The following is a 14,909-nucleotide window of genomic DNA, read 5'->3' as shown; positions in this document are numbered from 1 at the left end:
TAAGCCTGCGTTGAACGCGGTGGTATAGTTGCAAACACTACCATGCTGTAACTTCTAATCTAATTTATTATTCTTGTGCAACTGGTTAGCCATCCATTCAGCAGTTCTAGCTATACCATCTTTCAGATGCACAGTAGGTGACCATCCTAACTCATGCTGGGCTAAGCTGTTTCCTAACACGCTAACCGGAACATCGAATGGCCTTCCAGGTAGGTAATTACAATGTATAGGTTTCCCTAATACATCCTCAATTGTGCTTACCAATTGATTTAAACTAGTTCCTCTACCGGAGCTAATATTAAAAACCGATTTAGATCCATCGTAGTGAACAATTTTTGCAAAGGCATCTGCTACGTCGCCAACATATAGATAATCACGCGTAACAGTACCGTCCCCCCAGATATCAATAGCTTTATTCTGCAGAGCTCTACTAAGGAAAACTCCTACCGCCCCTTGCGCTGTTTCTATTCTTTGCCTCTCTCCAAATGGATTTGTTACGCGTAAAATATGGGCTTTAATCCCATGCAAATGCTCATACATTAATAAATATTTTTCTATGGCTAGTTTTGTTATTCCATAAGACACTAGGGGTTCAGTAGGATGTCTTTCATCAATAGGAAGGTAGCTTGGAGGGCCGTATACTGTTCCTCCTGAAGATATAAATACGATTCGTCGTACGCCCTGAGCATCCATGGCATTTAACATTTGTAAGGTAGCGACTAAATTAGTCTGCACATCATAAAGAGGATCGTCATTTGAACTTTTAGGCAAAGTAGTTGAGACAAGGTGTAATACGACATCCGCGCCTGAAACCGCTTGGCTTACGTCATGAGTGCTCATGAGGTCGCCTGTTACCCATTCAACATGTTCAATTGGTCTGAACTTTCGATAAGGTTCTATGCGAGGCCTTTCAAAAATCCTTAGCTCATGGTTATCCATAAGCAAGCGATCAGCGATAGCTGAACCAATAAAACCACCGCCGCCAAAAATCACAATCTTCATCTTGATACACCTGAAATATAAGTCACTGCACTATAACTGTTTGACTTTTCTAAGACCAACGGAAATATTCTTTCCAGTGCATGAAGCAACGAGCCATCATAGGGCAGCGGTTCTTTAGGATAGTCCTGCCAGCTGAGATTCAAATCCCATAGTGGCTTTAGGGCCGCTACTCTAGCCCAAAACATTGTACCAACGGGAAAATTGAAGTGCTCTGGTAGCTCCTTCAGTTTCAGTCGTGCCTTTAACTTTTCAGCGAATAGCTTATTGGCCCCCCAGCCGATAACATTAGGATCATCAGGAAAAACTAAACCTAAACTTGAATCATTTGCAAAATGACTAATTATGATATCAATCATTTTATTATAGTTATTACCTAATAAATTATCTTGCAAGAACTCATACCAAGTTTTTCCTATCTCTTTATCTGCAATATCGGCACTTGCTTTAGTATGCATGTGTCCTATTAAGTCATAGGAACAGATGTCATTTCTGAATGTGGTCAGGAACGGTCCTATGTCTCTACCAATGTTAGGTACAACTTCAATTTTATTGACACGCCCTTGGTAGTTGGATAGATATTTTTCAATGAGATCTAGAGACGCGCTATCTTTTACACTTATAAAGAGATCAGGATGGAAGCTGTTCTTGTTAATTCTATTTAAAAGCTCGGGAAATAATGCTGGGTAATAAGCGTGTATATGTAAGGCTACTTTGCCTTGGAATTTATTCGATAATGAAATTGTTCGGCTTTTTGGTGTAATTACTTTTTGGAGCCAAGGACCTTTAGGGCATCCTGCTCTCAAATAATCTGCATAGGGGTCACCGCCCCTTATACTTGTGCCGTGTCGTTCAGTGTATACATCTGGATGAAAACCTGGAAAAGGCTTACGCTTACCAATACCGCTAGCCCATGACCTAATGTAAACTCGTAATGAACTATCAAGGTCGTTTGTACGGGGATAGCAGAATTCGATATTAAGGTCTCCGTATTCTCTAACAGTTTCTAAATCAGCTTTCTCCTGTATGTTTTTCATGGCTACATTTCTAGCTAGCTGGTCTAGCTCTTTAATGTATTTTTCCATGTTAAAGTATTTTGTAGCAGTGCTCTTTGAAACTTGTGAAGTGTGCTTATAGTGGTCTTCAGAAAAAATAAGATTAATAGCCTTTTCAGCCATGTCTTTTGTATCAAGGTAGCTAGCTACACAGCTGTTGGAAATAGTTGCTTGTTCTAAGAACTCAGATATACCAGTCGTTTTTTCAAAGCAGACTATAGGTAAACCTGCTGTTAAGGCGTCAATAGCTACGTTTGGTAGAGGATCTAAGCGGGATGTTAATAAAAGAATTTTTGCTAAGCTATATATGCTTTCTATTTCTTCTGTTTCTCTTAAAAAGGTTACTGTGCTTTCTAAGTTTGATCTTTGAATTTGATCTTTTAGGTAAACAGAATAGTTGGCGTCATGTATTGGATCATATCCCTTACCGATCCAAACAAAATGAAAATTAGAGTTTGGACGTTTGCTTACCATATGGGCCGCACAATCAATAAATAAATCCACCCCTTTGCGAAGTTGTACTGAGCCTGCACCAAGGATCAGTATTTTTTCTTCCCTGATAATTTTTTCAAGCACTTTGTCTTTGATTAATTCTAATTCATAAGTGTCTCTTTTATGGATTGAGTTTTTCTGAACAAGGGTACATTTTCCCTGAGGGATAATAGGAGAGTTTTCAATTTTTAATTCAGGGTGGTCCTTAATTGCACTTTGTAGAGTTAGTTTCGTTGAGAATACGGTTGAGTTAGACCAAAATATTGCATCCTTAAAAGCTCCTAGAGGTCTAGTATATGCAGAGAACTCATGTAGTAAGCTTATCGTAGGGATTAATCTGTTCGCTAATGAAGGAAGTACAAAGCGGGACTCTATACTGTTTACAAATGCATATTTTATTTCTAATTTATCTAGATTTTTCTCAAAAAAACCATTGAGCGCCCACGGGTTCCTACGTAAGTCTATTGGGCCAATTAGTATGTTGCTAAGTTTTGAGAAAGATTCTTTTAAAGGGCCGTCGCCTAAAATTATAGTTATTATATTATAAGTATTAGCAAAGCCTTTTACCAAGTTAAGACTTAGAACTGGCGCGCCAGTGAGCGAGGCTTCATGACTTACTATTAGAATAGTTTCTCGCTCAGGTGATAAATTTTCAAAACTACCGGACCAAATAAGCTTTTCAGGCTTGGCTAGACGGCCCTCCCTTAAACCATACCGAAGATAGTGTTCGGCAGGGTCAATGCCTGCATTTCTTACGTCTGGATACTGCTCTAAATAAAATAATCTATCAAAATTTTTTGCTTTTCCTGCTATATGTAGAAGGGTTGTAGCAACAATTCTTTTTAATATGCTCACTATTAATAACATTAGCCTATCCCTGTACTATCTGGCTAAGACATATTAGCGAGATACATCTTTTACATAAGTAAGTAAGACTTCAAAGCCGGCCTCTTTGCATACAAGAGGAAAGAGACGCTCTAGCGCGTGCAGCATGCTACCGTCATAAGGTAGTGGCTCTGCTGGGTAAAGGTCCCAGCTTTTGAATTCATTAAACATAATTTTTAAAGCTTGAGAGCGAGCCCAAAACATAGTTCCAACAGGAAAGCTAAAGCTTTTAGGGAGTTCGTTGAGATGCAAACGGTGGGCTAGGTTTTCTGCATAGGATTTATTTAGGCCCCAAGATACGACATGTGGATCATCAGGAAATACTATGCCTATATTCTTCCTAGATCTCATAGTGGCTAATATTGTATCAGCCGCTGTTAAGTCGTCACTGCCTATTAAATTGTCGAGTAGGAAGCGATACCATGTCTGCCCCATTGTTTGGTCTGCGACATCAGCAGTTTTTTTAGTATGCAAATGTCCTACAAACTCATAATTTAGTAGTTTTTCACCGAAGGCTGTTAAGAAAGGGCCAATATCCCTGCCGCAGTTTTTTACAGCTTGAATAACTACAACCTTTCCTTGGTAAGACTCTAGTAGAGCAGAAATATGATTTACTGCAGAATTATCTTTAGTGCTAATGAAAAGGTCGGGTAATAACTGGTTTTTCTCAAGTCGAGATAATATTTCTGATAAAAGCTCCGGATAATATGCATGAATATGCAAAGCCACTTCACTATTTTGAGGGAGCTCTGATTTATTGTTTGAAAGCGAAAGGGTAGGGCTCAGCCAAGGCCCTTTAGGTTGACCATCGCGTAAAAATTCTGCAAAAGGATCCGCTCGTAACTCAGAACCTCCTTTATGCTCTAAGTAAATTTCGGGGTTGAAACCAGGAAAGGGTTTTCTTTTATTTATACCGGTAGCCCACGAACGGACATACTTTCGTAATATTTCAGCGTGAGTTTTGTCTTTTTCATCAGGTGCAGTAAGGAAGCCAAAGTCAGTTAAATTAGATTTAGCAATTTCTTCAAGATCCAGCTGTTCTTGATTTGATAGATTAATAACATGGTGAGCAATATTTTTAATTTCTTTAATATACTTCTTCATATTGAAATATTCTAAAGATTTATTTTTCGACGCATCACTAACGGTATTATATAGTTCCTTGTTGTTAACTAGCTTCAAAATTTTACTAGCCATGTCTGATGTATCTAAATATTTTGCCACACATGAATCTTCTAATTTAGCAGATTTTAAAAAGTCTACTATTCCTGTTGTCTTATCGAAGCAGACAACAGGCAGACCATGTGCCATTGCGTCAATAGCTACATTAGGTAAAGGATCTAAACGCGAAGTCAGTAAAAGTAAATCTGCTTGCTCATATACAGCATCTATAGCAGAGGTCTCTTCAATAAACGTCAGGTTTTTTTCCAAGCCTGCACGGTGAATTTGATCAGCTAAATATACTGAATAAGAGGCGTCATTTTCTGAGTCGAAGCCTTTACCAACCCAGACAAATCTACATTTGCTTCCAACGGCCGATTGCGCAATTTTTGAAGCACAATCTATAAAAAGGTCAACGCCTTTACGAAGCTGCACATAACCTGCGCCTAATATTATGAAAGAATCTGTATTGCCATTATTATTAGGTCGCATAGCATGTCGAATGCGCTTGATCTCGTCTTCAACTAGTTTCTCATCAACTTCATCATTTGGTACCAGGCTACGCCCTTGCGGAAGCACATGAAAATTACGATTCCTCATCTCAGGATATTCTTTCTGTGCACTTTCTAATGTAAGGGATGTGGAGAAAATCGCTTCTCCTGACCAAAATAGCGCTTCATAGAAAGCATGTCTAGGTCTGGTATATGAAGCGAATTCATGGATTAGACTTAAAGTAGGTACGAAATTCTTAGCTAAGCTAGAAAGAACAACACGAGATTCAATGCTATTGATTATTGCAAAATCAAATTTACACATACTTACTAGCTGATTCATCATGAGCTCAGCAAGTATAGGATGCCCTCTTAACTCCAAAGGTCCTATACAAATAGCACCAGCTTTGTAAAATTCATTTACTAGAGGACCTGGCCCAAGTAATAAGGCTACTACATTATTTTCCTTAATCAACTCCTGGACGATGTTTAGACTTAATACAGGCGCGCCTGTTCTTGATGCTTCATGACTAACGACAAGAATTGTTTTCTTATTTTGAGAGAGTTTTTCAAGGTTTCCCTTATAAATCAGATCGGGCATTCGGCCTAAGCGTTTTTCACTTCGGCCATGGTTTATATAATGCTGATACGGATCTATCCCAGCGTTCTTTAAATCAGGATATAAGGCAAGATAGAACTCAGGATCAAGTTCGTTATCATGTAAGTAGTGTTGTCTATGAAGTTCACTTTCTACATTATTCAGTTGTGCTGATTCTACACCGTGAATTTCAATGCTTTCGTTGTTAGATGTTTTTTCCATTAATGGATTTAGATTTATATTATTTAAGACATCATGTTCTTCGATTGAATTATCATTTTTTTGCGCTTCTTTAACCGAGTGATCTCCATGCTCTATCGTTCGGACCATGCCTCCGCCATATTCTGTATTTTTGTTAGGCTTCCTCCTTTCTAATGCTCCGTATAAAATAAAGTGGTCCTCTGCGGAGATTTTAGAGGCCGCTACGTCCTTGTATTGACTTAAGTAAAAACTCTTATCGAAATCATAAAATTTCGTAAGTAAATGATTTAAAGGGTGAGCTTTAGATTTAACTTTGCTTAGGTTTTTTATAGATGTTGAAAAGCGCCAAACCTTAGACTTTAATATTGCCTCTAAAGTGCTGGAGGAAAATTTTGAATATTTTTCAAGATAATTTATATGCTCTGAGAGTTTAAGCTCTGATCTGGTCTTCTGCTCTATTAAAGAGAGATATGATTTTTCTTTTTCTTTCTCAGCTTCGATCTCTGAAAGGAAAGAAGCTATTTCTTTATCTTTTTTTGCAAGTAAATTATTTAAAGCTTCAATTTCTTGTGACATTTCTTCGGTTTTTCTAATTTGTAGCGAGGTGTATAATTTTTCCTTTTCTTTTCCGCTATTAATTTCTGAGAGAAGAGAGGATATTTCTTTTTCTTTTTCAGTAAGTGAATTTTTTAATGCTTCAATTTCTTGGGACATGGCTTTTATTCTACTGCTTTGTAGCGCTAGATTATTATTTTGCTCTGTAATAATTTCTTGTGTTTTTTTCAGTTGATCAATAGTGCTTTCTATAAGGCTGCTTTGGTTGATGATTTCCTTTGCACGATCATCTATTAAATTTTCTAACTCTATATTTCTATCAGCAGCGCTTGCGAGTTTTTGTTCTAAAGAAATTATATGGTCATTTAGCTCTTCAATATTTTTATTAGCTAACTGTAGTTTCGTTTCCAGGCTTAGATAGTTTTCTGTTATGTGCTTAATAGAGCTATCTCTGCTTACTATTTGCTCATTTGCGGAAATTAGACTACTCTCCCTTTTGGCTATAAGTTTAAGGGCTGGCTCGATTTCATTTAAATTTTGAAGAAGCCCATTAATAGAGTTGATATATTGGGGAGAGCTTATATCGATATGATCTAATGCCGCTGTGTGTAAAAAATTATAAGTTCTCTTCACGAGTTCTGGGACATCCTGGGCGGTCTCTAGGTCGTCTTGAGTATGCGCCGTATGCCTTAAGGAATTATCTATAAAGCTTTTTTCAAATTCTTGAAGCTCATCATTCGATACTTTTAAATCTAAGGCTTCTGCTATACGGGTAAGCTGATCTCTAGGCGCACTGAGAACTTGGTCATAACTAACAATGACATGGTTTTCATTCTTTACTATGTTTAATGCGGGCAGTACATGCTCTAGCCACAAATAGTAAGATTTGGAGCTTTCAAACCCATTTCTCTTTTCGAGGGAGGCCGCGACACTGAGGGGGTTTCTTAAAGAGATTACGTATCTTATATCTATTTCTAATGTCTCAAAAACCTTTTTCCAAAAAGGGAGTAGTCTGGAAATTCGAGGATCCTTAACTCCCCATAAAGAAGTGTTTTCAATTTTTTTCTTTAAGATACCAACAGCACGGCTAAGATGCTCTTGGATAATAGGCTCGCTCATAAAAGCTGATGAAGTAAGTCCTAATCTATCGTAGGCTGAGCCAATATCTCTTAATAGAAGCTCGTTTAGCTGGATAACGTCTTCGTCCTCCCAAAAGCCTTTAGGATTATCAAAGCCAGCCGGATGCAACTTGTCTCCTAAAGATACTCCTAGCGCTTGAAGGCTGCGGGTTATAGTGCTGGTCCCACTTCTATGCATGCCTAATACAACAATAATTTTTTTGCTATTCATATGTTATCAACGCCAGAAATTTCAAAGTTAGGTTCACAGCTAAAATCAACAAGGCTGGTTGCCAGTAAATTTTCTTCTGGCTGAACCCTGAAGGTCGCTACATCCAACAATCTATGAAGATATGTTTCTGCGCCGTCTCTTGTTCCCTGTACTCCTGCATTTAAGAAATACAGGCCTGGGTTTAGGGCGCAGGTAAATTTGAATTGCACTATTATCTTTTGCCCAGCGGCGACATAGGGTATTCCTTCGCTAGTTTTACTAGCGGAAATTGCTCCGCCTAACTCAATCCCACTAAGGCTTTTTATAAGCATGCCGAAACGTACTAAAAAAGCTGGTTCACTAAAGGACACGGTATATTTGTAAAAATAGTTTTTCCCGCGAATTATGTTATTAACTTTTTTGCCGTCTAAAGTTTCGATTCTTGGTGCCTCAATACAAGCGCCTTTTTCTTCATAAGCTATTGTACTTGAAGGTACAAGCGACGCATCAAAAGTTTCATTTTGATGGAACTCATCTAATTTTAATTTTTCGGTTTTTTTGTTTTGACTATTCTTATTTTTAGATGAATCAATAGATCCATTTAATATACTGTTTCTTATTTCTTCGCGGTTCTGTGGTGATGCATATAGCAACTTTTGATATTTGCCTACTACTTCTTTAGGGGCAGCGTCAATTAGTAGCTGGCCAGAGTCTATAAGTATAGCTCTATCACATAATTCAATTACTGTACCACCTGAGTGGGATACAAATAGTATGGTTGCACCGTTTTTCTTTATCTGCTCTATACGAGAGAAGCATTTTCTCTGAAATAATTCATCTCCTACCGAGAGCGCTTCATCAATAACTAGTATCTCCGGATCAGCGTTTATAGCTACTGCGAAAGCTAAGCGCACACTCATGCCGCTTGAGTAAGATTTCACCGGTTGCTCAATAAAATCTCCAATATCTGCGAAATGGACAATAGCTTCGAATCGCTGGTCAATTTCCTCTTTACTTAACCCAAGAACTGCTCCATTTAAATAAATATTTTCTCGACCTGTAAATTCTGGGTTAAAGCCGGAGCCTAGCTCAAGCAGTGCAGCTACTCTTCCATTTGTTTCTACTCTTCCGGACGTGGGTGTCAATGTCCCACAAATAATTTGTAGAAGGGTAGACTTACCGGATCCATTCTTTCCAATAATTCCAATCGTCTCTCCTCTATATATTTTAAAGCTTATATCGCGTAGAGCCCAAAATTCCTTATAGAGCTTTAGGTTTTTATTAAATATCGGAGCGAAAATTAACTGTTGGAGCCTGTGTCGCGGAAGGTCATAAATATGGAAGCATTTGCTCAGCGCTGTGACGTCAATAGCTAAACTGTCTTTTAATGACACTGTGTAAGGCTTAGTCTGATTTAATTCAGAGGACATCTGAAAATCCTTTACGTGTTATTTGAAACCAAGCATAACCAAACCAAGCTACAGCTAAAGCAGAAATAAAATATACTAATAATCCTAGAAAGTCAGGCAAAATTCCTTCGACTAAGACCAGTCTGGCCTGCTCTATTATGAAGGTTAACGGGTTTGCCAAAATAAATGGCTGAAATTCTTTTGGTAATGCACTGATAGGGAAAAATACAGGAGATAGAAACAGCATTATGGTTGTTACTATCCCAATAGTTTGTGCTACATCTCTAAGGTAAGTTCCTATGGATGCTAGAAACAGGGCCAAGCCTATCGTCAAGATCATTAAAGGAATAAAAATAATAGGTATAAGAAAAGCTGTTATTGGCGGAAGGCCTATAAAAATTGTCTGAGCGACTAATAGGACTACAGTGCTTATAATTGCATGGAAAAATGCTGTTCCCATGGATATGAAAGGCAGTATTTCAAGAGGAAATATTACTTTTTTTACATAATTTGAGTTGCTTATTATTAGGCTAGGGGCTTTGTTTAGAACCTCTGCAAAGATGCCGTGAATGATCAGTCCTACAAAAAGCATAATTGCAAATATTGCTTGGTTACTCTCGCTCTGTACGTTGCTAGTGCTCCATTTGGCTTTAAAGACAACTGAGAAAACAAATGTATATACACTCAACATGAGAATAGGATTCAAGAACGACCATGCTAGGCCTAATGCAGAGCCTCTATAGCGTCCGATCACTTCCCGCTTCGTCATTTGTAAAATTAATTGTTTGTTGCTCCATAAACTAGAAATAATTGATTGAGGCGAGACAGGCTGTCTTGTGTGCGGGTTCATTGCTCTTGACCTTGCGTTGTTTTGCTAATTTTTAGTTTATTTTTATACCTTAATTTAAAATTAGGTAAAATTTTATTAAAAGTAATCCGCAAAAAAGTTTCTCTAAAAGCCATATAAATATGTTCAAAAGTTTCTGTTTTTTACAAGGCTTAGATATAGTTTCACATTACCTGACTGATTGGCAGATGTAGATACTACTATGCTTTATCGCTTGAGCATCGCCCTCATCGCAGCCAGTGCGTCATTGCCCCGCGCCGCTTTGACTTCTACCGGAGCATCTTCCTGTCCTTCCCACTCTAGGTCTTCAGGTGGTAGTTCATCAAGGAAACGGCTCGGGGTGCAATCAATCACCTCGCCGTATTGCTTTCGCTTGGCGGCAAAGGTGAAGGCCAGCGTCTGGCGAGCGCGGGTAATACCTACATAGGCCAGACGGCGCTCTTCCTCCACGCTGTCCGTCTCGATGCTGGAGCGGTGCGGAAGAATTTCCTCCTCCATGCCCATGATGAACACGTAGGGAAACTCCAGACCCTTGGAAGCATGCAGCGTCATCATCTGCACACCATCGGCGCCTTCCTCTTCCTCCTGCTGGCGTTCAAGCATGTCCCGCAGGACCAGCTTGGCAATGGCCTCTTCAATGGTCATGTCGCCGTCTTCGTCCTTTTCGAGCGTGTTCTTCAGCGCGTCGATCAGGAACCAGACGTTGCCCATGCGGAATTCGGCCACCTTGTCGCTGGAGGCGTTCTGGCGAATCCAATTCTCGTAGTCGATGTCCATGACCATGCTGCGCAACGCCATGATCGGGTCATTCTGGGCGCACTGCTGGCGCACGCCATCGATAAAGCGCTTGAAGCGGGCAAGGCGCTCGGTGTAGCGCGCGTCCAGGTGCTCGGACAGGCCTATCTCGTCGGCTGCGGCATACATGGAAATCTGCCGCTGCGTGGCGTAGTTGCCGAGCTTTTCAAGCGTTGTCGAGCCGATCTCGCGGCGCGGTACGTTAATCACGCGCAAAAAAGCGTTGTCATCGTCCGGGTTTACCAGCAGGCGGAAATAGGACATCAGGTCCTTTACCTCCTGACGGGAGAAGAAACTCGTGCCGCCTGACAGCCGATACGGAATCTGATGGTGCTGGAGCTTGAGCTCCATCAGCTTGGCCTGGTGGTTGCCTCGGTAGAGGATGGCAAAGTCTGAGTATGGTCGTTGCGTCTTCAGGTGCAGGGTAAGGATTTCCAGCGCGATGCGCTCGGCCTCGGCATCCTCGTTGCGGCAGCGGATCACGCGGATCGGATCACCATGACCCATCTCGCTCCACAGCTGTTTTTCGAACACGTGCGGGTTGTTAGCGATCAGGATATTTGCGCACTTGAGAATACGGCTGGTGGAGCGATAGTTCTGCTCCAGCATCACGACCTTGAGCGAAGGAAAGTCATCCTTGAGCTGCATGAGGTTTTCCGGCCGTGCCCCACGCCACGCATAAATGGACTGGTCATCGTCGCCCACCACGGTGAACTGCGCGCGACCCTGCACCAGGAGCTTGACCAGCAGGTACTGGCTCGCGTTGGTGTCCTGGTATTCATCCACCAGCATGTAACGGATGCGGTTGCGCCACTTCTCCAGTACGTCGGGGTTGTCCTGGAAGAGCTTGACCGGCAGCAGGATCAGGTCGTCAAAGTCTACGGCGTTATAGGCCTTGAGCGTGCGCTGATAATGCAGGTACACCACGGCGGCCGTCTGCTCCTTGGGCGTACGGGCCTTAGCCAGCGCTTCCTCAGGCAGCACGAGGTCATTCTTCCAGTTGCCGATGTAGTTCTTGATCTCATCGGCGCCGTCGTCTCCGGAATACTCCTTCTGCATGATGTCCGTGAGCAGCGCCTTGATGTCGCCCTCATCGAAGATGGAGAAGCCCGGCTTGTAACCCAGCTTGGCGTATTCCTTGCGGATAATGTTTAGGCCCAGGTTGTGGAAGGTCGATACGGTCAGACCCTTGCCTTCCCCTCCACGCAACAGGCTGCTGACCCGCTCCTTCATCTCCCGCGCGGCCTTGTTGGTAAAGGTCACGGCACAAATGTACTGGGCGCGGATACCGCACTGCTGGATCAGGTAGGCGATCTTGCGGGTGATCACGCTGGTCTTGCCGGAACCGGCACCGGCCAGCACCAGGAGCGGCCCGCTGATGTAATTTACGGCTTCCTGTTGACGAGGATTCAATCGGGACATGGAGACATCGAGGGCTGGTGGAACAGGCGGCGCATTCTACCAGCGGTGATGGCACGATAGGGCACCGGTTGGCTGACGGTAGTCATATAGCGCCGCAGCCTGGATCGAAGCACCTGACCCGTAGGCAAGGCGATACCCATCAAGGGGGGAGGCGTCTGATATATCCAGGCAGCACCAAGACGTATCAGCCGTCGTTCCGTTTAAGCACTACGGCACTCCTGGCACTTACAACTTAGCGTCCAATTGCCCGCAGTGCTCGCTCCTTGGAAATTGCCATCAGCGTAGGGGGCGAGTCTTGTATTTGAAGGTAAAGGAAATATCGGCCTTGCTTGTCATACAGGATGCGATGGACCTCGAACGGTTTTTGATTAGGTCCAGTGCTGATGCCAGGGTAAAGCTTGTCTTGAAGAATTTCGAAGGTATGTACGTTATGTTGGCGCAGGACGTTGAGAAATAACGGATTGATATCTTTCGCCAGCTGTTTCTTTTTTGACCTGTCGCCTTCACGAATTAACAAGAAACAGAACAGTGCCACCACCGCGCAGACAAGCAAAATAGCCATTTAGGTGTGACATCCTTGCCAGCTAGGCTAATGAGTAAGCGTTAGAGTAGAGCTGCATCTATCGCGTATGTTCAGCATTCTTACCAAAGTTGCATATTGTATTGCTTCTATAAGCGTAACGGGCGCTAGCCAGCGATGGATATCGTTACACTCCATCCATCTTACCGCGACGCTGCCATCCTTATAGGATGGGTTAAGCGAAGCGATACCCATCAAGGAAAAGGCATCCGGCATGGCCGTGCCAAGCGCCTCCTTCCAATCACGCCTGCACTTTATCAAGGTGCGGGTGCTATGAACCTCAGCCTTTTCGGATATCCCACCAATTCTGGATTCAATACGGGACTGTCCAGAAACACCGCCATGCTTGTCCCTACCACTTGGGCGGATTTCACGAGCAGCTCTTGCCCATCTCCCAGGCGTACGGTTGCGCCGGGCTTGAAGCCCTTGCGGTTCATGGTAGTAACGGGAATGGAAAAACCGGCTGCCTTTCGATACACGCCCTTGAGCCAGTCCTCGTTCGTAAGGTTATTGATACGCGTGCTGAACTCTTCCTGCGGCACGACCTTGGGCGGGACGGGATCGCCGCCATTGAGCCCAACCGTCAGCCGACGCGGATAACCTACAGCGCTGCCATCCAGCAGCGGACCCTCTACCCATACGGCCATGTTCTTGTCGCCAACCTGCACCTGCTTGACCGACACAACCGCTCCCGTTGCCAGGAGCACCTTTGCTCCAGGCTTGAACGCATTCTGGTTGGTCTGCGTGGCCGGAATCGAAAAGCCGGCGGCCTTGCGATAGACCCCGTTCTGCCAGTCCTCATTAGTGAAGTCATTGATGGAGCTGGTAACGGAGGTATTCACCTGACTGACGGCTACCGACGTAGCGGTAGACGGCTCGGCAGCCAGCGCCGCATGGCTCCCCAAGGCTAAGGTCGCGAAGGCCAACGCGTTCAGTAAGGGGCGGGAAAGGAGAGTAGGTAGTCTCATATTGTTTTAGGGTATGAGTGACGGAGCCCCTTTGAGTGCAAAAATGTGAAATAAATCGCTGTTGGCAAAAAAATAATGGCCGTTTGCCAACGATGGTTAAAACAGCGTGTCGTCCACCTTTTTAGGCACCGGCTCTTTTCAACGGGGCCGCTAATCGGTACACCGGATAAACCCGACCTTAACCTGGAGCGCCCACCCATGTTCTCTGGTTTTCAAAAAGCGCAGTGCCATGTCAACGGTATTGATATTGCCTACCGGATCGGGGGTAGTGGGCCGGGATTGCTCCTGCTGCATGGGCATCCGCAAACGCATATTATCTGGCGCAAGGTAGCGCCTATACTGGCTGAGCGATTCACCGTTGTGGCGGCGGACCTGCGTGGTTATGGCGATAGCGGCAAGCCGCCTGCTGACCCGCAGCACCTGACGTATGCCAAGCGCACTCTGGCGCAAGACAATATCGAGCTCATGCAAACGTTGGGCTTCGACACATTTGATCTGCTCGCCCATGACCGCGGCGCCCGAGTGGCCCACCGTCTGGCGATGGATCACCCCGCCGCGGTACGGCGAATGATCCTGCTCGACATCGCCCCTACGCTGGCTATGTACAACCAGACCGACGAAGCCTTTGCTCGCGCCTATTGGCACTGGTTTTTCCTGATTCGCCCGGCGCCGCTGCCAGAAACCCTTATCGACGCCGACCCGGATCTCTACCTGCGCAGCGTTATGGGCACTCGCAGCGCAGGCCTTGCACCGTTCATGGATGGCGCGTTTGAAGAGTATCTGCGCTGCCTCAAATTGCCCGGCACGGCCAGAGGCATCTGCGAAGACTACCGGGCTAGCGCCACGATTGACCTTGAGCACGACCGCGCTGATCGCGCCGCCAATCGAATGCTGACCATGCCCACCCTTGCACTCTGGGGCGCTGACGGCATCGTAGGCAAATGCTTCGACCCGCTCGCAGAATGGAAAAAGGTAGCGACCGATGTGCAGGGCAAGGCGCTACCCGGTGGGCATTACTTGCCGGAAGAAGTGCCGGAAGCCTTATTGGATGAGGTAACGGCGTTTTTGTAGACATGAATAAAAAGGAGGGTGGGTGTCGGCTCACTCGTCAGGCTGACTGTT

Annotated in this window: 9 protein-coding genes; 1 reads left to right on the top strand and 8 read right to left on the bottom strand. The window is 43.8% G+C overall.

Annotation, left to right across the window (positions count from 1 at the left end):
* Positions 1–54 precede the first annotated feature (54 nt).
* From B3729_RS04875 to B3729_RS04840, 8 genes are all read right to left on the bottom strand, one after another.
* Complete coding sequence (locus B3729_RS04875) at positions 55–1,002, bottom strand: NAD-dependent epimerase/dehydratase family protein (protein ID WP_286787270.1); 948 nt, start codon at positions 1,000–1,002, stop codon at positions 55–57.
* On the bottom strand, positions 999–3,413 hold the full coding sequence (locus B3729_RS04870; RefSeq protein ID WP_286787269.1) for a rhamnan synthesis F family protein: 2,415 nt from the start codon (positions 3,411–3,413) through the stop codon (positions 999–1,001). The genes B3729_RS04875 and B3729_RS04870 overlap by 4 nt, the downstream gene beginning before the upstream one ends.
* Before the next feature lie 33 nt (positions 3,414–3,446).
* A complete protein-coding gene (locus tag B3729_RS04865; protein ID WP_286787268.1) occupies positions 3,447–7,787 on the bottom strand; it encodes a rhamnan synthesis F family protein in 4,341 nt (1,446 codons plus the stop codon).
* The gene (locus B3729_RS04860; protein WP_286787267.1) at positions 7,784–9,196 is read right to left on the bottom strand and encodes an ABC transporter ATP-binding protein; all 1,413 of its coding nucleotides are present in this window, start codon (positions 9,194–9,196) and stop codon (positions 7,784–7,786) included. Before B3729_RS04860 ends, B3729_RS04865 begins: the two co-directional genes overlap by 4 nt.
* Positions 9,186–10,025, bottom strand: coding sequence for an ABC transporter permease (locus B3729_RS04855; protein ID WP_286787266.1), 840 nt, complete (start codon positions 10,023–10,025; stop codon positions 9,186–9,188). The genes B3729_RS04860 and B3729_RS04855 overlap by 11 nt, the downstream gene beginning before the upstream one ends.
* A 204-nt stretch (positions 10,026–10,229) precedes the next feature.
* Complete coding sequence (gene rep / locus B3729_RS04850; RefSeq protein ID WP_286787265.1) at positions 10,230–12,239, bottom strand: DNA helicase Rep; 2,010 nt, start codon at positions 12,237–12,239, stop codon at positions 10,230–10,232.
* A 232-nt stretch (positions 12,240–12,471) separates the two neighbouring features.
* Positions 12,472–12,801 carry a hypothetical protein gene (locus B3729_RS04845; RefSeq protein WP_150348307.1) on the bottom strand — a complete coding sequence of 110 codons (330 nt, stop codon included), beginning with the start codon at positions 12,799–12,801 and terminating at the stop codon, positions 12,472–12,474.
* 275 nt (positions 12,802–13,076) lie between these two features.
* Complete coding sequence (locus B3729_RS04840) at positions 13,077–13,787, bottom strand: hypothetical protein (protein WP_286787264.1); 711 nt, start codon at positions 13,785–13,787, stop codon at positions 13,077–13,079.
* Between the two features lie 198 nt (positions 13,788–13,985).
* On the opposite strand from B3729_RS04840, the gene B3729_RS04835 reads away from it, so the two are divergent.
* Complete coding sequence (locus B3729_RS04835; RefSeq protein ID WP_286787263.1) at positions 13,986–14,858, top strand: alpha/beta fold hydrolase; 873 nt, start codon at positions 13,986–13,988, stop codon at positions 14,856–14,858.
* Positions 14,859–14,909: the final 51 nt, after the last annotated feature.

It is taken from the genome of Pseudomonas sp. UBA3149 (assembly GCF_002364655.1).
In the GTDB taxonomy this organism is placed as follows: Bacteria; Pseudomonadota; Gammaproteobacteria; order Pseudomonadales; family Pseudomonadaceae; genus Chryseomonas; species Chryseomonas luteola.
This window is presented reverse-complemented; position numbering and strand designations above follow the sequence as displayed.

What these genes read in the sequence shown, in the direction of transcription:
- B3729_RS04875 (WP_286787270.1), bottom strand. Translation starts at nt 1,002, where the DNA reads ATGAAGATTGTGATTTTTGGCGGCGGTGGTTTTATTGGTTCAGCTATC.
- B3729_RS04870 (WP_286787269.1), bottom strand. Translation starts at nt 3,413, where the DNA reads ATGTTATTAATAGTGAGCATATTAAAAAGAATTGTTGCTACAACCCTT.
- B3729_RS04865 (WP_286787268.1), bottom strand. Translation starts at nt 7,787, where the DNA reads ATGAATAGCAAAAAAATTATTGTTGTATTAGGCATGCATAGAAGTGGG.
- B3729_RS04860 (WP_286787267.1), bottom strand. Translation starts at nt 9,196, where the DNA reads ATGTCCTCTGAATTAAATCAGACTAAGCCTTACACAGTGTCATTAAAA.
- B3729_RS04855 (WP_286787266.1), bottom strand. Translation starts at nt 10,025, where the DNA reads ATGAACCCGCACACAAGACAGCCTGTCTCGCCTCAATCAATTATTTCT.
- rep (WP_286787265.1), bottom strand. Translation starts at nt 12,239, where the DNA reads ATGTCCCGATTGAATCCTCGTCAACAGGAAGCCGTAAATTACATCAGC.
- B3729_RS04845 (WP_150348307.1), bottom strand. Translation starts at nt 12,801, where the DNA reads ATGGCTATTTTGCTTGTCTGCGCGGTGGTGGCACTGTTCTGTTTCTTG.
- B3729_RS04840 (WP_286787264.1), bottom strand. Translation starts at nt 13,787, where the DNA reads ATGAGACTACCTACTCTCCTTTCCCGCCCCTTACTGAACGCGTTGGCC.
- B3729_RS04835 (WP_286787263.1), top strand. Translation starts at nt 13,986, where the DNA reads ATGTTCTCTGGTTTTCAAAAAGCGCAGTGCCATGTCAACGGTATTGAT.